Origin of the sequence: Corynebacterium sp. HMSC070E08, from assembly GCF_001808895.1 — a bacterium.
In the GTDB taxonomy this organism is placed as follows: Bacteria; Actinomycetota; Actinomycetes; order Mycobacteriales; family Mycobacteriaceae; genus Corynebacterium; species Corynebacterium hiratae.
Genome location: NZ_KV794771.1, coordinates 18,058 through 44,807, shown reverse-complemented (window position 1 = coordinate 44,807; position 26,750 = coordinate 18,058). Strand labels below are relative to the sequence as shown.

Genomic DNA, 26,750 nt, shown 5'->3' with positions numbered 1-26,750 from the left:
CACATCAACGAAGCGGGGCGCCTCGGCGCCCAAGCGGGGTGGTACCGCGAGCCGTAAGGCGCGTCCCCGCCACAGCGAACGAGTGAAGGAATTTTTAGATGAGTAATAACCCCGCGAACGTCGGCAGCGTTTATCCCAAAGTCGATATGACTACTGGGTCTTCCCGTTTCCCCGATATGGAGCAGGAGGTCCAGAAGTACTGGAGGGCCGACGACACCTTTAAAGCCAGCCTCGAGCAAACCGAGGGCTGCCCCGAATACGTCTTTTATGATGGCCCTCCCTTTGCCAACGGCCTGCCACACTACGGCCACCTGTTGACCGGTTACGTCAAGGACATCGTCCCGCGCTACCGCACTATGGCCGGCAACCACGTTCCGCGCGTCTTCGGCTGGGACACCCACGGCCTGCCAGCGGAGCTGGAGGCAGAAAAGCAGCTCGGCATCACCGACAAGGCCCAGATCGAGGAGATGGGCCTGGAGAAGTTCAACGAGTACTGCGCCAAGTCCGTCCTCGAGTACACCGATGAGTGGGAAGAGTACGTCAACCGCCAGGCTCGCTGGGTGGACTTTGAAAACGGTTACAAGACCATGGACTTGAACTACATGGAGTCCGTGATGTGGGCGTTTAAGGAGCTCTATGACAAGGGCCTGATCTACCAGGGCTTCAGGGTTCTGCCGTACTCCTGGGCTGAGCACACCTCGCTGTCGAACCAGGAGACGCGCCTGGATGATTCTTACAAGATGCGTCAGGATCCGACCCTGACGGTGACCTTCCCGGTAGCGGGCGCTGTGGAGGGAAGCGCGGCGGAGAAGACGTTGGCGGATAACGCCGAGCTTGCCGACGCCTCCTTCCTCGCCTGGACCACCACCCCGTGGACCCTGCCGTCCAACCTGGCTTTGGCGGTCCACCCGGAGGTCGACTACGTCCTGTTCAAGGCCACCGAGGGCGACTTTGCTGGCCGCACCTTCATCATGGCCGAAGCGCTCACCGGCACCCTGGCCAAGGAGCTGGGTGAGGCGGAAGTTCTCAAAACGTTCAAGGGCGCTGAGCTCGAGGGCTTTAAGTACCAGCCCATCTTCGATTTCTTCCCGGATGTCGAGAATGCCTACCAGCTGCTGCTCGCAGATTACGTCACCACTGAGGACGGTACCGGTGTGGTCCACCAGGCTCCGGCCTTCGGTGAGGACGATATGCTCACCTGCCAGAAGTACGGTGTGGGCCTGGTCATTCCGGTGGATGAGGATGGCAAGTTCACCTCGCAGGTGCCACCTTACGAGGGCCAGCTGGTCTTCGACGCTAACAAGGGCATCATCAAGGACCTGAAGGAAGCTGGCCGCGTGGTGCGCCACGTGACCATCGAGCACTCCTACCCGCACTCCTGGCGCTCCGGCGAACCGCTCATCTACATGGCGCTGCCTGCATGGTTCGTCAAGGTGACCGAGTTCCGCGACCGCATGGTGGAGCTCAACCACAACGAGATCGAATGGCTGCCGGAGCACATCCGCGACGGCCAGTTCGGCAAGTGGCTGGAGGGCGCACGTGATTGGAACATCTCCCGTACCCGCTACTGGGGCGCTCCGATCCCGGCGTGGATCTCCGATAACCCGGAGTACCCGCGCGTGGATGTCTACGGCTCCTTGGATGAGCTGGAGCGTGACTTCGGCGTGCGCCCGACCAGCCTGCACCGCCCGCACATCGATGAACTGACTCGCCCGAACCCGGATGATCCGACGGGCAAGTCCACGATGCGCCGCGTGCCGGACGTGTTGGACTGCTGGTTTGAGTCCGGCTCGATGCCGTTTGCGCAGAAGCATTACCCGTTTGAGAACAAGGAGTGGTTTGAGACCCACTCGCCGTCTGATTTCATCGTGGAGTACTCCGGTCAGACCCGCGGCTGGTTCTACGTCATGCATGCGCTGTCCACCGCGCTCTTTGACCGCCCGGCCTACAAGAAGGTTGTGGCCCACGGCATCGTTCTGGGCAATGACGGTTTGAAGATGTCCAAGTCCAAGGGCAATTACCCGAACGTCAACGAGGTCTTTGACCGCGATGGTTCGGATGCCATGCGCTGGTTCCTCATGTCCTCGCCGATCCTGCGTGGTGGCAATCTCATCGTCACCGAGCAGGGCATCCGTGAGGGCGTGCGCCAGGCCATCCTGCCGATCTGGAATGCCTACACCTTCCTGCAGCTCTACGCTTCCCAGGACGCGACGTTCGATGTCAGCTCCACCAACGTTCTGGACCGCTACATCTTGGCCAAGACGCATGACTTGGTAAAGAACACGAATGATGCGCTGGCGAATACCGATATTGCTACGGCAACCGAGGAGGTTCGCCTCTTCGCCGATGCACTGACCAACTGGTACGTGCGCCGCTCCCGCGACCGTTTCTGGGAGGGCGAGGAGACCCACGCGGAGGCCTTCAATACCCTCTACACGGTGCTGGAGACTGTGTCCCGCGTGGTGGCTCCACTGCTGCCGCACGTGGCTGAGGTCATCTACCGCGGCCTGACCGGTGAGCGTTCCGTGCACCTGGCGTCTTACCCGAAGGCTGAGGACTACCCGGCGGATGCAGGACTCGTGGCCGCCATGGATGCTACCCGCGCGGTGGCATCTGCAGCGTCGTCTGTGCGCAAGTCCAATAAGCTGCGCAATCGCCTGCCGCTGCCGAAGCTGACCGTGGCGATGCCGGATTCGGCTCGCTTGGCCGACTTTAAGGACATCATCCGCGATGAGGTCAACGTGAAGGACGTTGAGCTGACCGATGATGTCGATGAGGTCGGCACCTTCGAGGTTGTCTGCAACGCCAAGGTGGCGGGCCCGCGCTTGGGCAAGGACGTACAGCGCGCCATCAAGAACTTGAAGGCGGGCAACTACGAGCGCGACGGCGAGGAGGTTATCGTTGACGGCGATATCCGCCTGACCCCGGATGAGTACACGGAACGTCTCAAGGCTGCGAACCCGGAGTCCACGGCGCGTGTGGACGGCGTGGATGGCCTAGTGGTATTGGATACCAACGTCAACGAAGAGCTGGAGGCTGAGGGCTGGGCCGCGGATGTCATCCGCGGCCTGCAGGATGCCCGCAAGGCCGAGGACTTCGTGGTCACTGACCGCATCACCGTGGCCCTCTCTGTCCCCGCGGAGAAGGAAGAGTGGGCCAACCGCCACCGCGAGCACATCGCGGCAGAGGTACTCGCCGTCGACTTCACCGTGACGACCGAGGCCCTCGAGGCTAGAGCTGGCCAGAATGTCCACGACGTTCTTAAGGGCGTAACCGCCACGGTGGCTAAGGCCTAAGACGGCAACAGCGACGTTAACGGTCGCAGAAAAAGCTCTGCCTCCCGGATGTGGGAGGCGGAGCTTTTAGCGTCTGTGCACAGGTAGCGCAGTGCGGCCCAGGGGAGGGCGCCCGACTGGTGGGGGCCGGTGTTAGCGGCGAGTGCCGGGCAGGTGCGCGCGCCAAGCAAGGATGACATTGATGAGGCAGACCAGAGCCAAGAAGCTACCGATGCTGAACAACGCGGTGAAACCAAGGTAAGGTGCGAGGGCGCTGAAAGCCATCGGGATGAAGAAGCCGGTGTAGGAAATGGAGTAGTACACGGCGGTCAGACCGGCGAGCTCACGCTCGCCCGCGATGCGTTGGACCTCCGACAAGCCGGCGACGAGTGCCAGGCCGTATCCTGCGCCCATGGTCGCGGCGGCGGCGATGCCGAGCGGCAGGGAGAGCGAGTGGGCGGCGAAGGCTCCGAGGATGGCGCCGACGGTGATGACGAACATGGCCAGCGCCGAGGCGCGCGCAGACTTATGGGTATCCACCAGTCGGCCCAACATCTGGACAGCGACACCGCACCCCAGGGTGATAACGGTCATCAGGCCGGAGAAAGCGATGGGGGCATCGCCTGCCGAGTCGGACAACAGCTGTGGCAGGAGCGCATAGGCCGCTCCCGCGCAACCGAATACCCACGGGGCCACAGGGACGACGACGCGTAGGAAACGCTTGTGAGCAACGGCGGGAATGTGCAGCATCTCCAGCATGTCGCGCCCCCGAAGCTCCAAGATGGTGGTCTTGACGTCGCCCCGGGTGGGCTGGCGGGTCTCCGGAGTATGCAGGATCCACACGGCGGTCAGCAACGTAAGCAGCATGTGGAGGATATAAGCCGTGTGCGTCGGCCACGGACCCCACTGGGCGAGCACCGAAGCGATGCCCGCGCCGACGAGGAAGCCGGCAGTCAAACACAAGGAAGCCTTGCGGGCGCCCGCCGCCGGGTCACCGCCAGCCCTCGTGATGAGCTCCGTAATCCACGTTGAGCCCACGGCCATGACCAAGCCCAAAGCCATGCCGCATAGGACACGCCCCAGCGCGATGATGAGTGGCTCGTTGGGCGCGATGGACAGCAAGAAAGACCCCGCCAAAGACAGCGGCGCTGCGGGGAGCAACAGGGGGCGGCGGCCAAGCAGATCGGACAGTGGGCCGCCGATCAGAAGGGCGGGGATGATGCCCACGACGTAGGCGGCCAAGAGCCCGTTGACCGTCACCTGGGAAAAGTTGGAGGTCTCGCGGTACATCACCAGCAGCGGGGTGAACTCGTTTCCGCCCCACGCCACGGCGATCATGGAACCGGCGACGGGGAACCACGCGCGCGGCGACAGCGGCGTTCCGTCCGAGTGGATAGGCGAGCGCGAGGAGGTGGGGCTTTCGGCAGCGTCGGTGTCCAGAATGGCGTCGTGCTCGGTGGTGGGCGCCTCGACAGCAGGGTTCGAATGCGCAGAGACAGTCACAGTTGCTTCCTTGAGGAGTTGAGGTGGGAGTGGAGTTCGGTGAGGTAGGAGTCGATGTCGCCGGAGCGGAGGGCGTCGGCAAGCAAGGCGTGTTGAGCTACGAAGGCGCGTGCCTTCTCGACGCTGCGGCCAATGGCGGTGGCAGTGAAGCGTTGTTGACGCTCGCGCAGCGTGTGGCCAAGGTGCGCCAAGAGGCGGTTGCCGCCGTTGTCCATGATGGTCTGGTGGAACTTTGCGTCCAGTTGGGCGTAAGTGCGCAGATCAGAGTTGTCGAGGGCGGCTTTCTGTTCCTCGATCGTGGCATCGAGGACATCAGCGATAAGGCCACGCTCTTCGGCGGGGAGCTCGCAGATGTGGCGGGCAGAATTCTCGTCCACGAGGAGGCGGGCTTCGTAGACCTCACGGATCTCGCGGGGGCTGATGGGGACGACCAACGCGCCGCGTTTGGGGTAGAGCTTCAAAAACCCCTCTACCTCCAAGCGGAGAAACGCCTCACGCACCGGGGTGCGACTCATTCCTAGCTCGGCGGCAAGGGCGGCTTCGGAGAGCATGTCCGAGTCATCGACCTCGTCATCGATGATGCGGCGCTTGAGGTGCTCATAGGCCCTTTCTGCGGCAGGTACCTTGTCTTTCTGCATGCATACATGATGCATGCATGCGGGTCTTAGTGTCTAGTACTACACGCCAATCGTGGGGCATAGATCACTCATGCCGCGCGTGAGAGCTAGTTCTCTTTGCCTGCCGAGGGCTTCCTTGTGGATGCGAATATATGTTTTAGACTTGTAGCTATGCAGCGCTGGGTTCTTCACATCGACATGGATGCGTTCTTTGCCTCGGTGGAACAGCTCACCCGCCCCACCCTGCGCGGCCGGCCGGTGTTGGTGGGAGGGACATCCGGCCGCGGGGTCGTCGCGGGTGCGTCCTACGAAGCGCGCGCTTATGGTGCGCATTCCGCCATGCCCATGTTCCGCGCGCAGCAGCTTGTGGGTTATCGAGCCGTGGTGGTGCAACCGCGCCGGGCGGTCTATTCGGCAGCCTCGCGCCGGGTGTTTGGGATTATTGCGCAGCACGCCGGGGTAATCGAACAACTATCTATCGATGAGGCCTTTATGGAGCCTGAGGCACTCGTCGGTGCCTCACCAGCCGAGGTCCGCGAGTGGGCAGAGAACCTCCGCCGCGTGATTCGAACGGAGACGGGCCTTCCCAGTTCTATCGGTGCGGGTGCGGGAAAGCAGAGCGCGAAGATCGCCTCCGGAGAGGCCAAACCGGATGGTACCTTCGTGGTCCCGCAAGAACGCTTCGATGAGCTTATTCACCCGCTGCCGGTGGGCAAGCTCTGGGGTGCGGGCCCAGTTACGCAGCAGAAATTGGCCGCCATCGGAGTGGAGACTATTGGCCAGTTGGCGGCGATGAGCCGCAAGGAAGTCGAGATTTCACTCGGCAGCGTGGTGGGGGTGCAGCTGTGGGAGCTTGCCCAGGGAATTGATGAGCGCCCCGTCGCCCCGCGCGCGATTGCCAAACAGATCTCCACCGAATTCACCTACCCAACGGATCTGCGCACGGCGGCAGAGGTAGATGCGGCGCTGATTCGCGCGGCGCAGGGTGCTCATTCTCGTTTGCTCAAGGATGGGCGCGGCGCGCGCACGGTGACGGTGAAGCTGCGGATGGCAGATTTTCACATCGAGTCACGCTCAGCCACCTTGCCCTACGCCACCGATGACCTGAAGGTGCTCGAAGCCAAAGCGTTGAGCTTGGCCCGCTACCCGGAAGAACTCGGACCGATCAGGCTGGTGGGGGTGAGCTACTCAGGACTGGAAGAGGCCCGCCAAGACGTGCTCTTTCCGGAACTGGACCGTGAGATTGTGCGCCGGGCACCGGACACGGACTACGAAACCGGGGTCAGTGATTATCTGCCTGGGACGCCATCTGCCCCCGAGAGTGTTTCCCCGGCGGGTGGAGCTGCGGATTCCGAAGAATCGCTGAGACACCGGTGGCGAGCGACCCAAGACGTCTACCACCCCGACTTCGGCCACGGCTGGATTCAGGGCGCGGGCCACGGGGTGGTCAGTGTGCGCTTTGAAACCCGCGCTACGGGCCCGGGGTTCGTGCGCTCCTTCGCGGCTGAGGATGAAGACCTCCGCCCCGCCGACCCGCTGGACTCACTGGCGTGGGAGGACATCCCGCCGGATGAAGACGCCGACCCCGAGGACGCGGTAGAGGCCCCACCACGAGAGGACAGCTAGCCCGCGGTATAGGTCGTGGCAGGCGGGGTCGAGCTAAACATCTCGCCCACCGGAGTACCCGTGGCGAGGGCAGCGGCGAGCATGATGCGGGCTTGGCCTGCGCGGAATCCGCCGGAAGCCACCGCGCCCATTTCGCCCAAGGTGGCTCCACCGCCTGCACCGCCATAGGCCAGCTTTGTCACTCCATAAGGCGTGCGGGTGCTAATCACCACGGGCACACCCGCCTGTAGCGCGCGGGTTACCCCAGCACCCATCTCCGCGCCCATGTTGCCCGAGCCCATCGCCTCGATGACGAGGCCGGAGGTGTGGGGGAGGGAGGCGTCGACAAGCGTGGCGCCGGCGCCCGGGTAGGCCGCGATGATCTCAACGGGGTGATTGGCCAAGGGCACCAGGGGGAGGGGCTCTAAGGAGGTTTCTCCCACCGGCAGCTCCTCAAAGCCGTTGAGCTGCGATGTGTGCCACTTGCGCGCACCGCGCCCAGGGATGGTGCGGCCGCCAAACTGCACCCACACACCCGGCTTCCCAGCGCGCAGAAGCTCATAGGCCTCGCGCAGGTTGCGCGGCCCATCACCATCCGGGTGGTCAAAGGCGCGCTGCGCGCCCGTGAGCACGATGGGGCCCGCACCGAGATCGAAGAGAGACAACGCTAGGGCGGTCTCTTCCAAGGAATCGGTGCCATGCGTGATGAGTACGCCGTCGATGTCCGGGCGGGCCAGCTGGTCACGTACGCACAGCAGCAGCTCATCGAGGTCTGCCAAAGTAATCGAGCTGGAGTCCAGGGCGCGGAACTCCACCACCTCGATATCGTGAGGGCTGCCCGCAGTACCTAGGGATGCGGCCAGCTGCTGGCCGCTGACGGTGGGGACGAGGGAGCCGTCACGGACCGTCGTGCAGGCGATGGTGCCACCGGTGGCGATGAGTGCAAAAGTCATGCCAGCAGGCTACTACAGGCGCGCACCTGCGCGGGAAACCCAGGGTGAAGCTCGCGGGCGCTAGAGTAAAAGGGATGAACCACGATCCCCAACGTGAGGAGTATTTGTGAAATCCTTCAAGCTGAGCGCCGCCGTCCTGGCTTTGGGCGCCGCGACTGCCCTGTCCGCCTGCTCGTCTTCCGACGACGGCGCGGCCGAGAACAGCACCGCCGCTAAGCCCTCGGGCGAAACCTCCGCCTCGCAGGTTGTCTCCACCGAGATGCCCTCCGTGGAGGAACTCAACGAGATCCTGGCCAAGGCCGCCGACCCGAACCTGCCGCAGGAAGAGAAGGTGCAGCTGGTGCAGGGCAGCGAAACGGCGCCGGAGCTTTTCGACGTCATGTCGCAGTCCCAGGCCGAATCCGGTGCCACCTTCGAGGTCGTGGCCCCGGTCATCCCGGGCCTCGTGCCGGATTCCGCGCTCGCTACCGTCCACATCAACACCCCTGATGGCCAGCAGCAGACCGCTGACCAGGTGGAGTTCATCAACGAGGGCGGCACGTGGAAGCTGTCTAAGACCTGGGCTTGTGTCTTGGTCACCAACATCGTCCCGCCGGAAGAGGTCCCGGAGATGTGTGCCGATTCCGTACCGGAAGATGCTGGCGCCGAGGAAGGCGCCGGCATGGAGGACGGCGCTGAGGCGCCTGCCGACGCCCCCGCGGAAGGTGCCGAGGCTCCCGCCCAGTAAAACAGGGTTTCATAACTTAAGCGCCCGCCACTCACTGGTTCTCATGCCAGCCAGGTGGTGGGCGCTGCCTTGTGTGGAGGCTGCATCGCGGTGATCTCGCGCGGGGAAGGCGGTGCGCAGCGGGCTAGTCGGTGGTGAACTCCATCTCGGTGGCGCTGGTCTGCACCACGCGAAGATCAGAGCCTTCTGCACCATAAGAAATGGCGGTGGTCACGGAGACATCGCCAGCGGTGGGGAGCGGCTTGGTTAGATCAACGGTAACGGAGCCCTCCGAGGTCGACGTGTGGTCCGTAACCTTCAGCTCCTTGCCACGCAGCTCCTCGGGGGCGTCGGCGCCGTCGAAGGACAGTGCGCCCAGGGAAGGCCGCTGCTCAATCTTCACGCTGAGCTCAGCGATATCCCCGTCCAGCTTGTCCAAGGTATAGGTCGTGGTTTGCAGCAGCGTGGATTCACCGGTGACGCGCGATTCCACCATCCACCTGGCACCAGGGCCGATTTCCTCATCCGGGAAGACGATGGGCAGGGAGGTCAGGCTGGTGATAGCGCGCTCGACTGTGCTGCGGGCCTCGTCGGTCGCTGCCCGCGGGGCCGCCAGGCGCAGAGAATTCATCTGTCCGGTATCCGTACCACGCCACCCAAACTGGAAACCCTCGGCGGATGTGACGTCCGTGCCGTCAGCCTCAGGCTTGCCCACAGTGACGAAGGCGTTGCGGCTAGCCGGCAACTGGCCTTCGACATTCTCGGTGGCAGCTTCCACCGAGGCTTGCAGCGGAAGAGTGACCTTGTCCTTGGTCGCCGGCGAAGGAGCGGTGCTGCCGTCCTTGCGCAATTGCTGGTCGAAGCCCGTGGCGACCTCATAGGTCAGCTCTTGCGATGCGTCGAGATCCTTGTACGCCAAGACTGTGCCGGCGCCCTCACCGGGTTCCAGAAGAGTGACGCGCGGGGCGTCGAGGGCTAAGCCCACTGGCTCCTCGACTGGCTTGGCCGGCTGGGAATAGGAACAGCCGCTCAGCGCGCCGGCGACTCCCAGGACGGTGGCGGACAGGACTGCTAGGGCTCTCACACGAAACACGCATTCCAAATTACCGGATGAGCCTGTTTAGAATGGAACGGGTGAAAGCAAGGAGTTATATCGGAGTGATGGTTGCGGTGGTGCTCGGTGTGGCCGCCGTCGACCAAGCCGTGAAGGCGCTGATGCTGTCCATCCTCACTGAAGGTGAAGCGTTGCCGGTAATCGGTGACTGGTTCCGTTTCTACCTTCTGTTTAACCCCGGCGCCGCCTTCTCTATGGGCGGGGAGGGCTCGACGTGGCTGTTTACCACGATCCAATTGGTCTTCATCATTGGTGTGGCCATCGCCGCCCCGCGCATTCACGATAAGTGGCAGGCGATAGGTCTGGCGATGATCGCCGGAGGCGCCCTGGGTAACTTCATCGACCGCCTCGTGCGTGAACCAGGGTTTTGGTTTGGGCACGTGGTGGATTACATCTCCGTGGGCAGCTTCGCGGTTTTCAACATTGCGGATGCAGCCATTACCTGTGGCGTCGTGGTCTTCATTGGTGCGATGTTCTGGGCTGAGATGAAAGAAAAGCCACAAGAGCAGGAAGCGGGGGAAGCTTGATGCGCGAAAGTCGTAGGTTGCCGGTGCCCGAGGGCCTCGATGGCATGCGCGCGGATGCCGCCCTGGCCAAGCTCTTGGGTATTTCGCGGGCCCGGGTGGCCCAGTTGTGCGCGGCGGGAGACGTGGAAATCGATGGTGCCGCCGTGGGCAAGTCCGAGCGCTTAAGTGCTGGCGGCTGGATCGATGTCATGATGCCATCGCCGGAGGAACCGCTCATCCCCAAAGAAGAGCTGGTGGAGGGCATGGATGTTCTCTACGCGGACGAGGACATCATCTGCGTGTGCAAGCCCGTGGGTGTGGCTGCGCACCCCACGTTGGGTTGGGATGGGCCCACCGTCATCGGCGGGCTGCGGGCAGCAGGCTATGCGCTTGCCGACGCCGGCCCGACCGAACGCAAGGGTATTGTCCACCGTCTCGACGTGGGGACCTCAGGCGTCATGGTGGTGGCCGCCAGCGAGCGCGCCTACTCCCAACTCAAGAACGCCTTCCGCGAGCGCACCGTGCAGAAGACCTATCACGCCGTGGTGCAGGGCCTGCCGGATCCCATCGTGGGGACCATTGATGCACCCATTGGCCGTCATCCTTCGGCGGGCTGGAAATTTGGGGTCGTCGATGACGGCAAACCGGCCGTGACACATTACAAGCTGTTGGAGGCCTTCCGCGAGGCTAGCCTCCTCGAGGTTCATTTGGAGACCGGCCGAACCCACCAGATCCGTGTCCACATGTCCGCCACCGGGCATCCCTGTGTCGGCGATCCGATGTATGGCTGTGACCCGAACCTGGCCAAGCGTGTGGGGCTTAACCGCCAGTGGCTGCACGCGGTCGAACTCGGCTTTACCCACCCGGGAACCGGCAAGTGGTTCGAGTGCACTGCACCCTACCCGGACGATCTCAAGCACGCCGTGGAGGTTTTGCGCGGATGAGCCCGCAGCGACGCGCCAGCCAACGCATCTACCGGCGCCGCCGTGCCGCGGCGCTGGTGCTGTTGGCCGTGCTCGCCTTGGCAGTGGTGGTCGCCTTCGGGCTCTTCGGAACGCAGCCCAGCACGGCGGTGCAGGGAGACCAACTTGGCCCTGATGGCTCGGAGAGCGCGGCCGATTATCGGGAGCGCGCGGAGACCTCATTAGCGCACGCAACCGATCCGGCCTACGCGCTGGTGGGCTTTCGCGAGCCGCTGAGTCCGCAGGACGTGAGCGACGCCCTGCAGCCCATCGAGCGCATGGATGCCATCGTGATCGGGCTGGCCGCGCCCATCGCGGTCCCCGAGCCTGTCGCCGGCGCCACGCGCGCCGACGTTATCGATACCGTCTTGGCCCGCGTGGCCGACCATGCCCGTGACATGGCGGAGGATGCACCAGCGAAGGTCGATGCCGTCGTGGTCTATTCCGGGGGGAGTCAACTGCGCGCCCTCGCTAACGATCCGCGGGTCGATACCGTGGAGGTCGCGCCCGCTGACGCCGCATGGGGCTCCTTCGGCGTGCGCCCGCCCGCCAACGTCGGACAGAATGAGAACCGCTAGAACAGCCGAGGAGAAGACATGCGCCTGTTTCCCAACACCACCGAGTGGCCGCCGAACTACCGCTTTGCCTACCTCTTGATGTGGGCGGGCGCGTTCATCGCCTCTGGGGCCGCCATCGCGCAAGGAATCTGGGGAGCGGACAAGCTCACCTTCGGCATTCTCATCGTGGTGGCCATCTACTGCATCGCCATGGCCATCCTCATGCCGCGGTGGGCGCTCAACGCGCGCGAGGAATCCGCCCGGCGCGCCCAGGCTCGTCAAGCGCGCGAAGAGCTGAAGCGCCGTTAGCCCTCTGCGGTGGGTGATGCGTCGGCGGGGTGGAGGCGGGCGCGGCGTCGAGAAGCGCGGCCCATGCGCACCAAGTCCGCCAGGTAGATGATCACCGCCACCCAGATGATGGCAAAACCGATCCAGCGCTCAGTGGACATGTGCTCCTGGGTGACGAACAGTGCCCACAGCATCTGCATGATGGGGGTCATGTACTGCAGCATGCCGAGCGTAGACAGGCGCAGGTGCTTAGCGCCCTGGGCGAAACACAACAGCGGCAGAGCGGTGACGAGGCCGGAGGTAATCAGCAGTGCGATGTGCCCGGGGCCTTCGGTAGTGAAGGTGGATTCTCCCTGTGCCTGGAGGTAGCCCAGGTAGACCAGCGCGAAGGGGAGCATGACCAAGGTTTCCGCGGCCACTGAGCCCATCGAGGAGACCGTGATGCGTTTCTTCAGCAGGCCATAGATTCCGAAGCTGAAAGCCAAGGCCAGCGAATAATAGGGGGCCTGGCCCGTCATAAAGGTCAGCCACAACACCGCGATGAAGGCGATGCTGACCGACGCCACCTGCGCCTTCGTCAGCTTCTCCTTGAGGAAGATAATGCCGAGGGCCACGGAGACGAGCGGGTTAATGAAATAGCCCAGTGCGGCATCGGCCACGTGATCGCTGTTGATGGCGATGACATAGGTACCCCAGTTGATGGTGATGGCCACGCCGCAGGCAAACATCCACCCCCAGGTGCGCAAGCTGAACGCTTTCAGCTCGCGCCAGCCACCAGTCACCAGCAGCATTGCGGTGACGAGAACCGCAGTCCACACGATGCGGTGGGCCAAGATCTCAAACGGGCTGGCGGGGCGCAGCAGCGGGAAGAACGCTGGGAAGAAGCCCCACATGAGATAGGCGGCAATAGTGTAGAACATTTAAGAAAATGTACCTTAACGAGGACCTACGGGCGAAGTTTGACGGCCCCGCTAAGATGAGCCGCATGGCCAAAAACTCCTCCTTCGTCCATCTGCACAACCACACCGAATTTTCCATGCTGGACGGCATGGCCAAGGTGGACATGTTGGCGGATGAGGTTCTCCGCCAAGGCATGCCGGCAGTCGGTATGACCGACCACGGCAACATGTATGGATCCAATGCCTTCTATCAAAGGATGACCAGCGCCGGCATTAAACCAATCATCGGCATCGAGGCCTACCTGGCTCCTGAGTCACGTTTCAACAAGAAGCGCGTGCTGTGGGGAACCCCGGACCAGAAGCGCGATGACGTCTCTGCCTCCGGTGCCTACCTGCACCAGACCATGTTGGCGGAGAATGAAACCGGGCTGCGCAACCTGTTCAAGCTTTCCTCCTTGGCTTCCTACGAGGGCCAGTTAGGAAAGTGGCCGCGCATGGACGCGGAGCTTATTGCCGAGCACGCCGAAGGCATCATCGCGACCACCGGCTGCCCCTCCGGCGACGTGCAGACCCGCCTGCGCTTGGGCCAGTTCAACGAGGCTCTCGAGGCTGCCGCGATGTGGCAGGACATCTACGGCAAGGACAACTTCTTCCTGGAGCTCATGGACCATGGGCTGGACATCGAGAAGCGCACGCGCGACGGCCTGCTGGAGATCGGCCGCAAGCTGGACTTGCCGCCGTTGGTGACCAATGACTGCCACTACGTGCTGGAGTCCCAAGCCCCGGCGCACGAGGCCATGCTGTGCGTGCAGACCGGTAAGACGTTCATGGACCCGGATCGCTTCAAGTTCGATGGCACCGGCTACTACATCAAGTCCGCCGCGCAGATGCGCGAACTGTGGGATCACATGGTGCCGGAGGCCTGCGATAACACCCTGTGGATTGCGGAGCGCGTGCAGGACTACGGTGCGATTTGGGAGGAGCACACCCACGATCGCATGCCGATTGCCGACGTCCCCGAGGGCCACACCCCAACCTCCTGGCTGACCCACGAGGTGATGGAAGGACTGAAGGATCGCTTCAACGGTGGGGATGTGCCGCAGGAGTACATCGATCGCGCTGAGTACGAGATCAGCGTCATCGACATGAAGGGCTACCCCTCTTACTTCCTCATCGTGGCCGAGCTCATCAAACACGCGCGGTCCATCGGCATTCGCGTCGGTCCGGGTCGTGGTTCGGCGGCCGGTGCACTCGTGGCCTACGCGCTGACCATTACCAACATTGACCCCATCGAGCACGGCCTGCTCTTTGAGCGATTCTTGAACCCGGAGCGTCCGTCCGCACCGGATATCGATATCGACTTCGATGATCGCCGCCGCGGCGAGATGATTACTTACGCCGCCGAGCGGTGGGGCGAGGACAAGGTTGCCCAGGTGATTACCTTCGGCACCGTGAAGACCAAGCAGGCCATTAAGGACTCCGCTAAGGTGCACTTTGGCCAGCCGGGCTTCCAGATGGCGGACCGCATTAACGGTGCGCTGCCGCCTGCCATCATGGCCAAGGACATCCCGCTCGCCGGCATCATGGACCCCGAGCACGAGCGCTACTCGGAGGCGACCGAGGTCCGGCAGATGATTGAGACTGACCCGGACGTCAAGAAGATCTACGAGACCGCTCGCGGCCTCGAGGGCGTGGTCCGCCAGGCCGGCGTGCATGCCTGCGCGGTCATTATGGCCTCGGTCCGGCTTATGGACCACATCCCGATGTGGAAGCGCCCAGCCGACGGCGCCTACATCACCGGCTGGGACTACCCGGCCTGTGAGGCCATCGGCCTGCTGAAGATGGACTTCCTGGGTCTGCGCAACCTCACCGTGATTGGTGACTGCCTGGAAAACATCAAGAAGAACCGCGGCGAGGAAGTCCACCTAGAAGACCTCCATGCCGACGACCCGAATGCCTCAAAGGTCTATGACCTGCTCTCGCGCGGCGATACTCTGGGCGTGTTCCAGCTGGACTCCGGCGGCATGCAGGAGCTGCTCAAACGCATGAAGCCAACGGGCTTTAAGGACATCGTGGCGTCGCTGGCGCTCTACCGCCCGGGCCCGATGGGTGTGAACGCGCACTGGGATTATGCCGACCGCAAGAACGGCCGCAAGGAAATTACCCCAATTCACCCCGAGCTGGAGGAGCCGCTCAAGGAAATCCTGGATGAGACCTATGGCCTCATTGTGTACCAGGAGCAGATCATGCGTATCTCGCAGAAGGTGGCGAACTACACCGCCGGCGAGGCAGACGGCTTCCGCAAGGCCATGGGTAAGAAGAAGCCGGAAGTGCTGGCCCAGCAATATGACAAGTTCTGGGGCGGCATGAAGGATAACGGCTACTCCAAGGAAGCGATGGACGCTCTGTGGGGCACCATTGAGCCCTTCGCCTCCTACGCGTTTAACAAGTCCCACGCCGCCGGTTACGGGTTGGTGTCCTTCTGGACGGCTTACCTGAAGGCCTATTACGCGCCGGAGTACATGGCCGCGCTGCTGACCTCGGTGGGTGACAAGAAGGATAAGTCCGCTATCTACCTGGCCGACTGTCGCCACCTGGGCATCCGCGTGCTCTCCCCGGACGTCAATGAGTCCCAAGAAACCTTCCAGGCCGTGGGCGAGGATATCCGCTTCGGCATGGGCGCTATCCGCAACGTCGGTGGGGAAGTGGTGGATTCCATCGTGAAGACCCGCCGGGAGAAAGGCGCTTTCACGTCCTTCTCCGATTACCTGGAGAAGATCGAGCTGGCGGCCTGTTCGAAGCGCGTGACCGAATCCCTCATCAAGGCCGGAGCCTTCGATTCCCTGGAACACCCGCGCAAGGGCCTCATGCTCATCCACGAGGATGCCGTGGATTCGGTGCAGACTACCAAAAAAGCAGCCGACAAGGGCCAATTTGACCTCTTCGCTGGCTTTGGCGGTGGTGATGAACAGGGCGACTCTGTCTCCGCCTTCGCCATCGATATCCCAGATGAGAACTGGGATCGAAAGCACGAGCTGGCCTTGGAGAGGGAGATGCTCGGCCTGTACGTGTCCGGCCACCCGCTCGATGGCTTCGAGGAAGCCCTCAACGCGCAGACCGACACCCCGATTACCAAGATCCTCAACGGTGAAGTCGGCAACGGGCAGGAGCTGGTGATCGGCGGCATTATCTCGGGCGTCGACAGGCGCTTTTCCAAGCGCGATGGCTCGCCCTGGGCCATCGTCAGCATCGAGGACCATAACGGCGCCCAGGTGGATATCCTCGTGTTCAACCAGGTGTACTCGCTGGTGGCCCCGCAGATTGCGGAAGACAATATCATCCTGGCCAAGGTTCAGGTGAAGATTCGCGATGAGCGCATGTCCTTGTTCTGCTCCGATATCCGCGTTCCCGATTTGGGGCCGGGCAACGGTGCTGGCCTGCCGCTGCGACTGACCATGCGCACGGATCAGTGCACGATGGACAACATTGCGCGGCTCAAGCAGGTCTTGGTCAACAACAAGGGTGAGTCCGACGTGTACCTCACGCTTGTCGACGGCGAAGAGTCCACCATGATGGTCCTCGGCGAACATCTGCGTGTGGAGCGCTCCAGCAACCTCATGGGTGATCTCAAGGCGACGATGGGCGCCGGCATCCTTGGGTGAGCCCACCTGCTGGGGCCGCGTGCTGAATAAAAGTGCAGAACGAAGCGGGCTGTGCTTCGCCCGTGGGTTACGCTAGACAGCACAGTCTAGTTGAAAGGGAATGTACCTCCTATGGTCAATAAGATCCGCACCACCCACGTCGGCTCGCTGCCACGCACCAAGGAGCTGCTGGAGGCTAACCTCGAGCGTTCTGCCGGCACCATCTCCGATGAGAAGTTCCACGAGATTCTTCAGCGCTCGGTTGCTGACGTGGTCAAGCGCCAGGTTGATCTCGGCATCGACATCATCAACGAGGGCGAGTACGGCCACATCACCTCCGGCGCTGTGGACTATGGAGCTTGGTGGAACTACTCCTTTACCCGCCTGGGTGGATTGACCATGACGGACAAGGACCGCTGGGAAATCGGTGACAAGATCCGTTCCGAGCCGGGCAAGATTCGCCTTTCCTCGATGAAGGATCGCCGCGACCGCGCACTGTTCGCCGAAGCTTACAACGATCCGGATTCGGGTATCTTTACCGGCCGCAAGAAGGTCGCTAACCCGGAGTTCACCGGCCCGGTTACGTACATCGGCCAGGAGCAGGTCGAGGCGGACGTGAAGCTGCTTGCCCACGCCCTCCCCGAAGGCACCGAAGGCTTCGTCGCCGCCCTATCTCCGGGTGCTGCGGCACGTCTGCCCAACAAGTACTACGAGGATGAGTCCGATCTCGTGCGTGCGTGTGGCGAGGCGCTCAAGGTGGAGTACAAGGCCATTACCGATGCCGGTCTAACAGTCCAGTTCGATGCCCCGGATCTGGCCGAAGCTTGGGACTCGGTGGTCCCGGAGCCGACCGTAGAGGACTTCCAGGCATTCCTGCGCGAGCGCATTGACATCCTCAACGAGTCCATCAAGGATATCCCGCGCGAGCAGACCCGCCTGCACATCTGCTGGGGTTCCTGGCATGGCCCGCACGTGACGGATATTCCGTTCGCGGACATCATTGAAGAGATCCTGCAGGCCAAGGTCGGCGGCTTCTCCTTCGAGGGCGCCTCGCCGCGCCACGCACACGAGTGGCGCGTGTGGCAGGACCACAAGCTACCGGAGGGCACTGTCATCTACCCGGGCGTGATTTCGCACTCGACAAACGCGGTGGAGCACCCGCGCCTAGTGGCGGATCGCATTATCCGTTTCGCCGAGTTGGTGGGCCCCGAGAACGTCATCGCGTCGACGGACTGCGGTCTCGGCGGACGCCTGCACCACCAGATCGCGTGGGCAAAGTTGGAGTCCCTCGTTGAAGGCGCACAGATCGCTACGGAGGAACTGTTCTAACCCGTCGCCGGGGCTGGGGCGCGCAAATGCTCTAGCGCGCGGTCCCGTCCGAGGACGAAATAAATAGGCGCGAACCAAGTGTGGTTCGCGCCTTCGAGATCGTACGGTAGGGAATTATTCCTCAGCCGCGTCGGCCTCTTCCTTCTTCTTGGTGTTATCCCAGTAGAAACCGTGGCTCTTGAGGAAGGCACGCAGGTCGTTGAGGACAGCCGGGTTGGACTGCGCGACCGCGGCCAGCAGGTTGATGCCGACGGAAAGTAACGCAGCCGCGCCACCGATCCACGCAAAGACTTCCTCGGCCGTGTCATTGGGGCGTGCAGACTGTACCCAGTCCGGCATCTCGTCCCACTCCTTCTCCAGCTCAGCGTCCTTTTCTTCCTGGACGCAGTCCGGCTCTTCCGGCATACCGGAGGAACCATAACCGTTAAGGATGCCGAGTCCGAGCTCCTTCGGCCCCATGAAGGACGAGCCCGCAGTGTCATCGGCCACCGCGTTTTCGTGCTCCTCGCGCGCCTTGCGCACCGCATCCGCGCACTCCTCGGAGAGGCCGGAGGTATTGGTGTGACCGATGTTCATCGAGCTTCCGCCAGTGGAGCTCTGACCGTTCTGTCCGCTCTGGCTCTGCGCGGCGGGCTGAGCGCTACCAGAAGCGTCGTCGGCTGCAGCCAGCGGAGTTACCAGGGCCATGGTCGTGGTGCACACTGCGATCAGGGAGGTTGAAAGGCGCATAATCAGAGGGTTCTCCTTGGGAAGGGATGCGAGGGGATGAGAAAAAAGGGGGAGGGGCTTCGAGCAAGCCCATCTCAATGTAGCAGCCCTCCCCAGGAGCGCGGTAGGGGCTAGAGGAACTTCTCCAGCTGCTCGCGCAGCGGCGCAGGAGCCAGGCTGAGGACCGTTTCACGGATACCCGGGGCGCGCAGCAGGCCTACGGCAGCGGCTAGGGCGGCGATGACACCGATGACAGAACCAGCGATGATGGCCGCGGTGGACGGGCGGGAGCTCTGGCCGTCCTTGTTCTGGTCGTCCTGGTCCTGCGAGTCATCGCCAGGGTTCTCATCCGGATTCTCGTCCGGATTCTCCTCGTCGTCCTTGTCGCCAGCGAGGAGATCCTTAACGGAGTAGACGGTCGTGGTTCCGGATACCTCGTTGCCGACGATGAGCAGGTACTCGCCGTTGGGGGAGTCCGCCTTGTCGACGAAGGCAAAGCCCTCCGGGCCTAGGTCGCCGGCAGCAGCGGACTCGTCGGTGGAGAAGTCGCGGTTGTTGACGTAGGTAACGAAGGAAGAGTTAGCAGGGTCGGTGACGTCGTAGACAAAGATGCCGCCGACGCGCTCCGCGCCGATGAAGGCGTATGTGCGATCTCCCACGGTGCCGATGGTGAGAGCCTCGGGCTCGGGGCCCTTGTTGTCGGAACGGTCATCAAACTCGGCGCTCTCATTATCGGCGTTGTGGTGGAACACGCCCGGCTCGTTGAGCTCGGCGGTGATCTTTTCGAACTCGGCACCGGAGTCGAAGACAACGTTGCCCTCCGCGTCGTAGATGCTAAAGGAACGGGAGCCGTAAGCATAAAGCTCGTCGAAGCAGCCCTTCTCTTCGTTCCAGCCAGAGGCGTTGCTCAGCTTCAGGTTGCCGGCTTCCTTCTTGTCGGCGAGCTTGTCCAGGTCGACGTCGCCAAGCGCGCCCTCGCACACCTTGCCATCCTCGACCACGTCCTTGAGCTCCACCTCATCGGTGTAGACGCCGGAACCGCCGTCCTTCTCCTCCACGCCCCATTCGCGGGCGTCGCCCTCGTTCGCGGTGGCGAAGTAGGTCTGGCCGCCAGCGGTGAAGGCACCGATGGAATCGGGCATGGACAGACCCTTAACCGGGATGGTGCGCAGCTCCGCCTTGTCATCCTTGTTCGAGGGGTCCAGCGGGACTGTCGAGTGATCCGCAATGTGTGCAGGCAGAATCTTTTCCACGGTGGCGGACTCGATGTCAATGACACCGATGGCGTTGGCCTCCTGCAGCGTTACAAAGGCCTTGCCGTCCTGGGAGGTGATGTACTCCGGCTCGAAGTCGATAGAGGGCTTGGAATCGTGACCGGAGGGGCCGAAGACGCGCACGCCCTCTGGCAGGGGCTGACCGTCGAAGGCTGTGAAGTCGGCGATACGGGCGTGCGCTTGGGTTGAAGCCTCAACACCCTCCGGCAGCTTAATGACGGAGACGGAACCTTCCGGGTCCGTGACGTAATCGGTGCCCTCGGCGTTGAGCTCGTTCGAGGGCTCGCCCTCATTGGCGAGGAGAGCGTAGCCACCATCGGCGGTGATGTGGACGTTATCCGGCAAAGCGCCCACCATCACGCGCCCTAATTCGGCGGTCGTCAGGTCTTCGGCTGCGGCGTTGAAGAACAGTGCTTCGCCCTCCTCGGTCTTGTCCGCTTGCTGGACGGCGGCCACAGCCAGGCCATCGGGGCGCACGGCCACGGAGTTGATTTCCTTGCCCTCGCCAGCAGAAATGGAACCGATGAGCGTGAGCTTGGTCGGATCCGAAGCATCGAGGACATCAATCTGGCCCGCATGCGCGTTGACGGTGAGAATGCGCTTGGAGGCCGGGTGGAAGGCCACGATCTCTGCGGCGGACTCTTCGTAGACCCCAGACTCATAGGTGCCAATCGGGGTGACCTTGAGGTTAGCGTCGGCAGCAGAGTGCTCGATGACATTCTCTACGATCGCAGCCGAGGAAGTCGGTACAGCCAGGCTAAGGCACGTGGCGGTCGCAGCGCACAGGGTGAGGGAGCGGCGGGAGATAGAACGAGACATGCAGAAAGACTCCTTGTTGCGAGACGAAAAGATTCCGCACCACCGTACGTTTGCCCCTAGTGCTTTTGGGGAACAGTAAGTTGCGGCCAAACGAGATCTGGGTAAACGTTCGGTGAACCGGTCGAATGCTAGGTAATGTGCGACGCGTGGAGGGCGGGGCGCTAAAATAAGCCACCATGACAACCATCCCGCAAGACTTCGAGCCTATCCACGCCTCTGATATCCAACTGGCCCAATCGCGAATTAGCTCGGAGATTGCCCCGACTCCGCTGCAGTACTGCCCGCGCCTGTCCCAAGAGACAGGTTATGAGGTGTACCTGAAGCGCGAAGATCTGCAGGATGTGCGCTCCTACAAGATCCGCGGGGCTATTTACGGCATGTCAAACCTCAGCGAAGAACAGCGCACGCAGGGGATAGTTACCGCCTCGGCGGGAAATCACGCCCAGGGCGTCGCCTACGCCTGCCGCACCATGGGAATCCACGGCAAGATCTACGTGCCGGAACCTACCCCGAAGCAAAAACGCGACCGCATCCTGGTTCACGGTGGTGATTTCGTGGAGTTGGTGGTCACCGGCGCTAACTTCGACGAGGCAGCAGCTGCCGCGCACGCGGATGCCGCCGAGCGCGGAGCCTTCTTCATCGAGCCTTTCGACTCGCGCGATACCGTCACCGGTCAGGGAACTGTGGCCGCGGAAATCGTGTCCCAGCTGTCCTCAATGGGCAAGTCCTTGGATACCGTGGTGGTCCCCGTGGGCGGCGGCGGACTCATTTCCGGCATCACCTCTTACCTCGCCGACATGGCCCCGCGCACCGCGGTGGTGGGCATTGAGCCGGCCGGGGCGGCGTCGCTGAGCGCTGCGTTTGCGGCCGGTGAGCCGGTGACCCTGGAGACCGTCGACCCCTTCGTCGATGGTGCTGCCGTCAAGCGCATCGGCGAGCTGCCTTTCAAGATTCTGGAAGCCAACCAGGGCCGCCTGCACCATGACATCGTCTCGGAAGGCGCCGTGTGCACGGAGCAGCTCGCGCTCTACCAAAACGAAGGAATCATTGCCGAACCTGCCGGCGCGCTGAGCGTGACCGGTCTGCGCACGCTCAACCTACAGCCGGGCTCAACGGTGGTCTGCGTGATTTCCGGCGGCAATAATGACGTGCTGCGCTATGCCGAAATCATGGAGCGCTCCCTGGTGCACCGCGGACTCAAGCACTACTTCCTGGTGAACTTCCCGCAGGAGCCAGGCCAGCTGCGCCACTTCCTGCAGGATGTTCTCGGCCCTGAAGATGACATCACGTTGTTCGAGTACCTCAAGCGCAACAACCGCGAGACCGGCGCCGCGCTGGTGGGTATCGAGTTGGGGAGTGCCGCAGGTATCGACGGACTGCTGGAGCGAATGGAGAAATCGAAGCTCAACTGCCAGCAGCTTCAGCCCGGCACGCCTGAGTACGACTTCCTCGTCGCATAATGCTGGAGAGCTATCAGCGCCCCGCCGCCGGTGAGATTGTCGAGCACGAGATTGAGATCAAGCGCTCGCGGTTTATCACCCTCATAGGCCGCGCCACGACGGAAGCGGAAGCACGCACGCTTATCGACGGCGCCCGCGACCGCTTCCCTGACGCCCGCCACCACTGCTCGGCCTACATCTACCACGTTGACGGCTCGAATCCAGTGGAGCGCTCCTCCGATGATGGCGAGCCCTCCGGCACGGCGGGCAAGCCGATGCTCGATGTTCTGAAGGGCTCCGGACTGCTCGATATCTGCGCGGTCGTGGTGCGCTACTTCGGCGGTATCAAGCTGGGCGCGGGCGGGCTCGTGCACGCCTATGGAGGTGCCGTCAGCGAGACGATGGAGCAGGTTGAGCCCGTCACGCGTGCCTTGCGCGAGCTCTATACCGTCGAAGTGTTCCATGCGGAGGCCGGGCGGCTGGAAGCGGAGCTGCGCAACCGCGGCGTCGACATGGTGGATACCGCTTATGGCCAGGCGGTGACCTTCACCGTGTCCGTTGAGCCCGGCGGTGAGGAGAAACTCGCTGCAACGCTCGCGGCACTGACTCAGGGTGGGGTAGAGCCGAAGGAAGCCGGAACAGCCTGGGTGGAGCTTTAAGGGTGTGGGCTTCTGGCCATGTAAAATAAGCCCCATGACTATGCAGCGACGCCCCAACAACCCCATTGAGCAACGCAAGCAAGCCGTGCGCACCCACGCACGCAACGGAGCTATCTGTGTCGTGGGCGGCGTCGCCGGCGGTGTGCTCTTGGGCTGGGCGCTTACCGGTTTCTGGACCTGTATGGCCATTGGCCTCATCGTCGCCGTGGTCGGCGGCGCCTACAACTGGGTAAAGATCCAGAAGATCGTCAACGAAAACCACAACCTTTAAGCGCCTATGGTGAATCAGCCCGACGGGCGGCCCGTCCGCATTGACGCCTGGGTCTGGTCCGTGCGCATGTTCAAGACTCGGTCAGAAGCTGCCACGGCGGTGCGCGCCGGGCACGTCAAGCTCAACGGCAACGCCACCAAGCCCGCGCAGCAGGTTGTCCCCGGCGACCGCGTGCGCGTGTGGCGCAACCACCACGAACATGATCTCGAGGTGCTCGCCACTGTGTCCAAGCGCGTGGGCGCTCCCATCGCGCGGACCTGCTACATCGACCATGCCCCGCCGCCACCGCCGAAGGAGTTCATGCCCTCCGTCCCAGTCCGCCCGCGCGGTGCAGGCCGCCCCACGAAGAAGGAGCGCCGGCAGATGGAGAAGTTCCGCGGCGGATTCCGCTAATTATTCCGGAAGTTCTTTAAGGCCTTCAGGCGCGCGTTCAAGCGGCGCTTGCGGTCCCTGCGGTCGCCGGCATCGGCGGTGGCCTCGATGTGCTGGGCGCCGAATTTGTTGAGCAGCAGGTCGTCGATAAGCCTGACCTGGCCCGGGCGGAAGCGGTAGCGCATGGCGTCGTGAACGTGGGCGATGTCGTCATCATCGAGTAGCTGCCTGAGCTGGCTCAAGTGTGTGATGCCGTTGTTTTCTAAAAGCTCCGCCAGGAAGCGGTAGTGCTCCGAGCGTGAACGCGGAAAGCGGTTACCCAGAATGATGGCGAGGACGCCGGGGAGGGTCTCTGCCGTGATTTCCACGTCATCGTCCGTCTCAGAGCTGGGAGCCTTGAGCGCGGCGATTTCATCGAATTGCTGATCCGCCAGCTCAATGAGGCCTGCGGCGAGCGTAAAGAGCCGATCGACCTGTGGGGAGGGAGGATTCGGACCCTGTTTGTAGCGGATATCGTGTTCGAACTCGGCCCACGCGTGCTGGAGTACGGTGCGAATCTGAATCTCGAAGGTCCAGCCGATATAAGGCTCAAGTTCCTCCAGCGTGGCGGCGCTATCCTCCGATACCGTCAGTACCAAGTGATGGGAGCCATAACCAAACCCACCGGAAATTCGCGTCTCCGCTGCCTTATCCACTGAGCGAAGCACGGTAAAGGTCTCTCCTAAAACCTCCAGGGCCTCTGGGATAATCGTGGAGTGGAAGACAGTAATCCGCACGCCCAAAACATCGTGAATATCCTCCCACGGGTTCGGATACATGAGCTCGCCGTTCTCTCGACGCTTCTTCGCCTTGGCCTTGAGCGACGGCCATTGTTTTACACGGGTGGCCACGCGGTCGAAGATAATTCCGGCGTCGTTCAGCAAGTCCTCGATGGCGTCGCGGAAGTCTTGCGCCGCGGTGGGGTGCGCGCGTACCCAGGAGTGGTACTGGTTGCCCAGGCGGGACATGGATGATTCAGGCATCGTGAAGAACGTGACTCCTTTCGGCCACGGCGAGAATGAAGTGAGGCGTATCTACACCTCGAGAGGGAAGCCGTTAGCCAATACTAGTGGTTGCAGGCTCAGAGGGGGACGATGGCGCGGGCGCAACTCGGCCGCGCGGCAGGCCAGTTCCGTCGCTCGCTGTGGGGAAACGTTAAGCAGCGCGTAGAGGGTGTGCGCATCAGGAACGAGGTAGGTAATACTCGTGGCTTGGCTCAAGCGTTTCAGATGATTATCCAGGATAACGAAGGCCTGCGGATGCGCCAACCACGACGATACGGTGCAACGGTGCACGCGCACTTCGAGGCTGCCTTCAGCACCGCTGAGACTGTGCTCGGCTGGCCGGGTAAAGAAACGCAGTCCCTGCTGCGTTAACGCGCAGCGTTGAAGATTAAGCGCTGCGGTATCCCACGCCTGGCGCGTAGTCAGGCCCAGATCGTCCAACGCACGCTGGCTCACGCGCTTGGTTTCGGCACCCGTGCCGTGCACCATGGACATCGATAGCGTCCGCGAGAGTTGGATGCGCGCGGGCGAGTCGCCGAAGCCATCATCGCACAGCTTAATTCCGTTGAGCTCTTCGCTCGGGCAGAGCGAAGGGAGCAGGTGATCGACGTGAAGCGAGGTGGGCAGCGCGATGGTCATGTGTTCGTCTCCGTGAAAGGTAGGCTAGTGCGGATTCCTTGCCTTTATTGGACTGTGTCTTGCGCCCATAGGTTCCCACCGGAGAAGAGAAATTTCACCGCGCGCTAGAGCCTGGATGCCCTAACTCCCTAGCGCCCTTTACTGCCTAGAACGGTGGGGCTTCGTCGAGCTGCAGTTCCTCTAAGAGCTTGTCGGACTGCCAGATGGCGATGTCCTGGCCGTTGCTTTGCAGCTCTTCGGCACGCTTTTCCTTCGACGTTTTGGTGGCCCACTGGCCCACGACGAGGATGGTGGTCTTCTTCGTGACGTTTTTGCCCACCTGGCCGCCGCGCTCAGCGATCTTGGACCACAACAAGCCCTTGTCGAAAGGCTCAAAGTCACCGGTGAGGGTGACATTCTGGCCAAACAACGCGCCTTCCGGGTCGGCATCGGGGTTCGGATCCGGGATGTTGTCCGGGGTGGACACGGACTGCCACGGGGCCGGCCCGCGGCGCTTCTGCGAGGAGGAGCGCTTCTTCTGAGCACCCGAGGTAGCACCCGCCATGCGGGTGTTGTCGCGGAAATCTGTACCCGCGCCTAGGTCTGCTGCGGAAAGCGGTGCGGTGTTGGCGCGGAGGACAGGGATAACCGAATCCTCGCTTAAGGTTCCCAGTGCAAACTCGCGGGTAGAGAACAATTCCTCGATGGAACCGGAGTGGCCAAAACGTTGAGCCAAGGCGCTGACAATTTCCCCAGCGGCGCGGGCATCCGCCGTGGCCTCGTGGTGCTGAAAATCTTCGGCGCCAATGTAGGAGGCAACGGTGGGAAGCTTATGGTTGGCCACGTCGATAACGCCGGCGCGGGAGGCGTCGCGAGCCAGCGCTAGCGAACATGCTAGGCGCACTTCTGGGACTGGAGCCGCCGCCTTCTGGAGGCCACTGCGCAAAGCGGTGGAATCGAATTGCGCGTTGTGGGCGACCAACGTGTCGGAACCGAGGAACTCGAAGAGCTCGGCAGCGGCGTCCGCGAAGGGGGAAGCGCCGGCGACGTCGTCTGCTGTGATGCCGTGGATACTGATGTTGACATCGTCGAAGTGCTCCAGACCCGGCGGGGGAGTACACAGCCACGTGCGGGACTCAGTTTCTTCACCATCGCGGAAGCGGACCGCGCCGATTTGGCAGACCGAACCCCAGTTGTCGTTAGCGGTTTCCACATCGACAGCGGTGAAATTCAGTCCGTCGACTCGGCTGCTGGTCGCCGGCGCTTCGCCGCGGAGGGCGGCCTTGACCGCCTGAGCGAAGGCCTCCGCGTCCTGGCCTGGGGCGAAGCGGATGACCGTGTCCCCAGCATTCCCCGCAGCATCGACCGTGCCGCGCACCACGACCTGCCCGAAGCCCGTGGCCGTTGGCGCCGTGCACTCCACGCTCGTGGCATCGGCCATCGAGAGAGCCTCGTGGGCCGGTGCGCCGAGGGACGCAGCAAGCTGGGAGCGGCGGAACGTGAGGGCATCGGCGGTGACATCAATGACAGCGCCATGGGCGGTATAGGACACAGATTCCTTTCAGGACAGGGGAGCAGAGCGTAGGTGGTAA

At 62.7% G+C, this 26,750-nt stretch carries 23 protein-coding genes; 13 read left to right on the top strand and 10 right to left on the bottom strand.

The window, feature by feature from the left end; all coding sequences use genetic code 11:
- Window positions 1–98 precede the first annotated feature (98 nt).
- A complete protein-coding gene (gene ileS, locus HMPREF2526_RS07870) occupies window positions 99–3,296 on the top strand; it encodes an isoleucine--tRNA ligase (RefSeq protein ID WP_070546845.1) in 3,198 nt (1,065 codons plus the stop codon).
- A gap of 132 nt (window positions 3,297–3,428) precedes the next feature.
- Here ileS and HMPREF2526_RS07865 read toward each other — a convergent pair whose 3' ends face one another.
- Both HMPREF2526_RS07865 and HMPREF2526_RS07860 read right to left on the bottom strand, forming a co-directional pair.
- Entirely contained in the window at window positions 3,429–4,778 is a 1,350-nt protein-coding gene (locus HMPREF2526_RS07865) for an MFS transporter (protein ID WP_070546842.1), read from the bottom strand.
- Complete coding sequence (locus HMPREF2526_RS07860) at window positions 4,775–5,416, bottom strand: GntR family transcriptional regulator (protein ID WP_070546839.1); 642 nt, start codon at window positions 5,414–5,416, stop codon at window positions 4,775–4,777. Before HMPREF2526_RS07860 ends, HMPREF2526_RS07865 begins: the two co-directional genes overlap by 4 nt.
- Before the next feature lie 150 nt (window positions 5,417–5,566).
- Between HMPREF2526_RS07860 and HMPREF2526_RS07855 the strand changes: the two genes are divergently transcribed.
- Complete coding sequence (locus HMPREF2526_RS07855) at window positions 5,567–7,021, top strand: DNA polymerase IV (RefSeq protein ID WP_070546836.1); 1,455 nt, start codon at window positions 5,567–5,569, stop codon at window positions 7,019–7,021.
- Here the strand turns inward: HMPREF2526_RS07855 and HMPREF2526_RS07850 are convergent.
- Window positions 7,018–7,953, bottom strand: coding sequence for an asparaginase (locus tag HMPREF2526_RS07850; RefSeq protein WP_070546832.1), 936 nt, complete (start codon window positions 7,951–7,953; stop codon window positions 7,018–7,020). The genes HMPREF2526_RS07855 and HMPREF2526_RS07850 overlap by 4 nt on opposite strands.
- Window positions 7,954–8,059: 106 nt before the next feature.
- Between HMPREF2526_RS07850 and HMPREF2526_RS07845 the strand changes: the two genes are divergently transcribed.
- Window positions 8,060–8,680, top strand: a complete 621-nt coding sequence (locus HMPREF2526_RS07845) for a WKL family lipoprotein (RefSeq protein ID WP_070546827.1) — start codon at window positions 8,060–8,062, stop codon at window positions 8,678–8,680.
- 124 nt (window positions 8,681–8,804) lie between these two features.
- Here HMPREF2526_RS07845 and HMPREF2526_RS07840 read toward each other — a convergent pair whose 3' ends face one another.
- Window positions 8,805–9,752, bottom strand: a complete 948-nt coding sequence (locus HMPREF2526_RS07840) for a hypothetical protein (RefSeq protein ID WP_070546823.1) — start codon at window positions 9,750–9,752, stop codon at window positions 8,805–8,807.
- Between the two features lie 32 nt (window positions 9,753–9,784).
- Here HMPREF2526_RS07840 and lspA point away from each other — a divergent pair, with 32 nt between their 5' ends.
- The 4 genes from lspA to HMPREF2526_RS07820 are packed head-to-tail and all read left to right on the top strand — an operon-like array spanning window position 9,785 to window position 12,107.
- Window positions 9,785–10,300, top strand: coding sequence for a signal peptidase II (gene lspA / locus HMPREF2526_RS07835; protein WP_070546820.1), 516 nt, complete (start codon window positions 9,785–9,787; stop codon window positions 10,298–10,300).
- Window positions 10,300–11,223: an RluA family pseudouridine synthase gene (locus tag HMPREF2526_RS07830; RefSeq protein ID WP_070546817.1), complete on the top strand. Its 924-nt coding sequence runs from the start codon at window positions 10,300–10,302 to the stop codon at window positions 11,221–11,223. Before lspA ends, HMPREF2526_RS07830 begins: the two co-directional genes overlap by 1 nt.
- Window positions 11,220–11,819, top strand: coding sequence for a hypothetical protein (locus HMPREF2526_RS07825; protein WP_070515730.1), 600 nt, complete (start codon window positions 11,220–11,222; stop codon window positions 11,817–11,819). The genes HMPREF2526_RS07830 and HMPREF2526_RS07825 overlap by 4 nt, the downstream gene beginning before the upstream one ends.
- Window positions 11,820–11,837: 18 nt before the next feature.
- A complete protein-coding gene (locus HMPREF2526_RS07820) occupies window positions 11,838–12,107 on the top strand; it encodes a hypothetical protein (protein WP_049155293.1) in 270 nt (89 codons plus the stop codon).
- Here the strand turns inward: HMPREF2526_RS07820 and rarD are convergent.
- On the bottom strand, window positions 12,104–13,006 hold the full coding sequence (rarD, locus tag HMPREF2526_RS07815; RefSeq protein WP_070546813.1) for an EamA family transporter RarD: 903 nt from the start codon (window positions 13,004–13,006) through the stop codon (window positions 12,104–12,106). The two genes, HMPREF2526_RS07820 and rarD, sit on opposite strands and share 4 nt — an antisense overlap.
- 65 nt (window positions 13,007–13,071) lie before the next feature.
- Between rarD and dnaE the strand changes: the two genes are divergently transcribed.
- Window positions 13,072–16,647 (top strand): DNA polymerase III subunit alpha, encoded by a 3,576-nt coding sequence (dnaE, locus tag HMPREF2526_RS07810; RefSeq protein ID WP_070546904.1) that lies wholly within the window; start codon window positions 13,072–13,074, stop codon window positions 16,645–16,647.
- Between the two features lie 111 nt (window positions 16,648–16,758).
- A complete protein-coding gene (locus HMPREF2526_RS07805; protein ID WP_070546811.1) occupies window positions 16,759–17,955 on the top strand; it encodes a cobalamin-independent methionine synthase II family protein in 1,197 nt (398 codons plus the stop codon).
- A gap of 114 nt (window positions 17,956–18,069) precedes the next feature.
- Here the strand turns inward: HMPREF2526_RS07805 and HMPREF2526_RS07800 are convergent, their stop codons facing one another.
- Together HMPREF2526_RS07800 and HMPREF2526_RS07795 are read right to left on the bottom strand one after the other, a co-directional pair.
- On the bottom strand, window positions 18,070–18,684 hold the full coding sequence (locus HMPREF2526_RS07800) for a hypothetical protein (RefSeq protein ID WP_070515724.1): 615 nt from the start codon (window positions 18,682–18,684) through the stop codon (window positions 18,070–18,072).
- Between the two features lie 110 nt (window positions 18,685–18,794).
- The gene (locus HMPREF2526_RS07795) at window positions 18,795–20,756 is read right to left on the bottom strand and encodes a choice-of-anchor I family protein (RefSeq protein ID WP_070546809.1); all 1,962 of its coding nucleotides are present in this window, start codon (window positions 20,754–20,756) and stop codon (window positions 18,795–18,797) included.
- 176 nt (window positions 20,757–20,932) lie between these two features.
- On the opposite strand from HMPREF2526_RS07795, the gene ilvA reads away from it, so the two are divergent.
- Genes ilvA through HMPREF2526_RS07775 form a run of 4 tightly spaced genes read left to right on the top strand, consistent with a single transcriptional unit; the run spans window position 20,933 to window position 23,518 of the window.
- Window positions 20,933–22,216 (top strand): threonine ammonia-lyase IlvA, encoded by a 1,284-nt coding sequence (gene ilvA, locus HMPREF2526_RS07790; protein WP_070515721.1) that lies wholly within the window; start codon window positions 20,933–20,935, stop codon window positions 22,214–22,216.
- Window positions 22,216–22,854 carry a YigZ family protein gene (locus HMPREF2526_RS07785; RefSeq protein WP_070546806.1) on the top strand — a complete coding sequence of 213 codons (639 nt, stop codon included), beginning with the start codon at window positions 22,216–22,218 and terminating at the stop codon, window positions 22,852–22,854. Before ilvA ends, HMPREF2526_RS07785 begins: the two co-directional genes overlap by 1 nt.
- 34 nt (window positions 22,855–22,888) lie before the next feature.
- Complete coding sequence (locus HMPREF2526_RS07780; RefSeq protein WP_070546804.1) at window positions 22,889–23,125, top strand: hypothetical protein; 237 nt, start codon at window positions 22,889–22,891, stop codon at window positions 23,123–23,125.
- 6 nt (window positions 23,126–23,131) lie between these two features.
- Entirely contained in the window at window positions 23,132–23,518 is a 387-nt protein-coding gene (locus tag HMPREF2526_RS07775) for an RNA-binding S4 domain-containing protein (RefSeq protein ID WP_010190494.1), read from the top strand.
- On the opposite strand, the gene HMPREF2526_RS07770 is transcribed toward HMPREF2526_RS07775, so the two are convergent.
- The 3 genes from HMPREF2526_RS07770 to HMPREF2526_RS07760 all read right to left on the bottom strand — a co-directional run bounded on the left by HMPREF2526_RS07770 (window position 23,515) and on the right by HMPREF2526_RS07760 (window position 26,710).
- Entirely contained in the window at window positions 23,515–24,519 is a 1,005-nt protein-coding gene (locus HMPREF2526_RS07770; RefSeq protein ID WP_070546801.1) for a GTP pyrophosphokinase, read from the bottom strand. The two genes, HMPREF2526_RS07775 and HMPREF2526_RS07770, sit on opposite strands and share 4 nt — an antisense overlap.
- A 51-nt stretch (window positions 24,520–24,570) precedes the next feature.
- Window positions 24,571–25,179, bottom strand: coding sequence for a hypothetical protein (locus HMPREF2526_RS07765; RefSeq protein ID WP_070546797.1), 609 nt, complete (start codon window positions 25,177–25,179; stop codon window positions 24,571–24,573).
- 145 nt (window positions 25,180–25,324) lie between these two features.
- Window positions 25,325–26,710 carry a 3'-5' exonuclease gene (locus tag HMPREF2526_RS07760; protein ID WP_070546794.1) on the bottom strand — a complete coding sequence of 462 codons (1,386 nt, stop codon included), beginning with the start codon at window positions 26,708–26,710 and terminating at the stop codon, window positions 25,325–25,327.
- Window positions 26,711–26,750: the final 40 nt, after the last annotated feature.

Coding starts and splice junctions, on each gene's coding strand:
- ileS (WP_070546845.1), top strand. CDS start 99: ATGAGTAATAACCCCGCGAACGTCGGCAGCGTTTATCCCAAAGTCGAT.
- HMPREF2526_RS07860 (WP_070546839.1), bottom strand. CDS start 5,416: ATGCAGAAAGACAAGGTACCTGCCGCAGAAAGGGCCTATGAGCACCTC.
- HMPREF2526_RS07855 (WP_070546836.1), top strand. CDS start 5,567: ATGCAGCGCTGGGTTCTTCACATCGACATGGATGCGTTCTTTGCCTCG.
- HMPREF2526_RS07850 (WP_070546832.1), bottom strand. CDS start 7,953: ATGACTTTTGCACTCATCGCCACCGGTGGCACCATCGCCTGCACGACG.
- lspA (WP_070546820.1), top strand. CDS start 9,785: ATGGAACGGGTGAAAGCAAGGAGTTATATCGGAGTGATGGTTGCGGTG.
- HMPREF2526_RS07830 (WP_070546817.1), top strand. CDS start 10,300: ATGCGCGAAAGTCGTAGGTTGCCGGTGCCCGAGGGCCTCGATGGCATG.
- HMPREF2526_RS07825 (WP_070515730.1), top strand. CDS start 11,220: ATGAGCCCGCAGCGACGCGCCAGCCAACGCATCTACCGGCGCCGCCGT.
- HMPREF2526_RS07820 (WP_049155293.1), top strand. CDS start 11,838: ATGCGCCTGTTTCCCAACACCACCGAGTGGCCGCCGAACTACCGCTTT.
- rarD (WP_070546813.1), bottom strand. CDS start 13,006: ATGTTCTACACTATTGCCGCCTATCTCATGTGGGGCTTCTTCCCAGCG.
- dnaE (WP_070546904.1), top strand. CDS start 13,072: ATGGCCAAAAACTCCTCCTTCGTCCATCTGCACAACCACACCGAATTT.
- HMPREF2526_RS07805 (WP_070546811.1), top strand. CDS start 16,759: ATGGTCAATAAGATCCGCACCACCCACGTCGGCTCGCTGCCACGCACC.
- HMPREF2526_RS07800 (WP_070515724.1), bottom strand. CDS start 18,684: ATGCGCCTTTCAACCTCCCTGATCGCAGTGTGCACCACGACCATGGCC.
- HMPREF2526_RS07795 (WP_070546809.1), bottom strand. CDS start 20,756: ATGTCTCGTTCTATCTCCCGCCGCTCCCTCACCCTGTGCGCTGCGACC.
- ilvA (WP_070515721.1), top strand. CDS start 20,933: ATGACAACCATCCCGCAAGACTTCGAGCCTATCCACGCCTCTGATATC.
- HMPREF2526_RS07785 (WP_070546806.1), top strand. CDS start 22,216: ATGCTGGAGAGCTATCAGCGCCCCGCCGCCGGTGAGATTGTCGAGCAC.
- HMPREF2526_RS07780 (WP_070546804.1), top strand. CDS start 22,889: ATGACTATGCAGCGACGCCCCAACAACCCCATTGAGCAACGCAAGCAA.
- HMPREF2526_RS07775 (WP_010190494.1), top strand. CDS start 23,132: ATGGTGAATCAGCCCGACGGGCGGCCCGTCCGCATTGACGCCTGGGTC.
- HMPREF2526_RS07770 (WP_070546801.1), bottom strand. CDS start 24,519: ATGCCTGAATCATCCATGTCCCGCCTGGGCAACCAGTACCACTCCTGG.
- HMPREF2526_RS07765 (WP_070546797.1), bottom strand. CDS start 25,179: ATGACCATCGCGCTGCCCACCTCGCTTCACGTCGATCACCTGCTCCCT.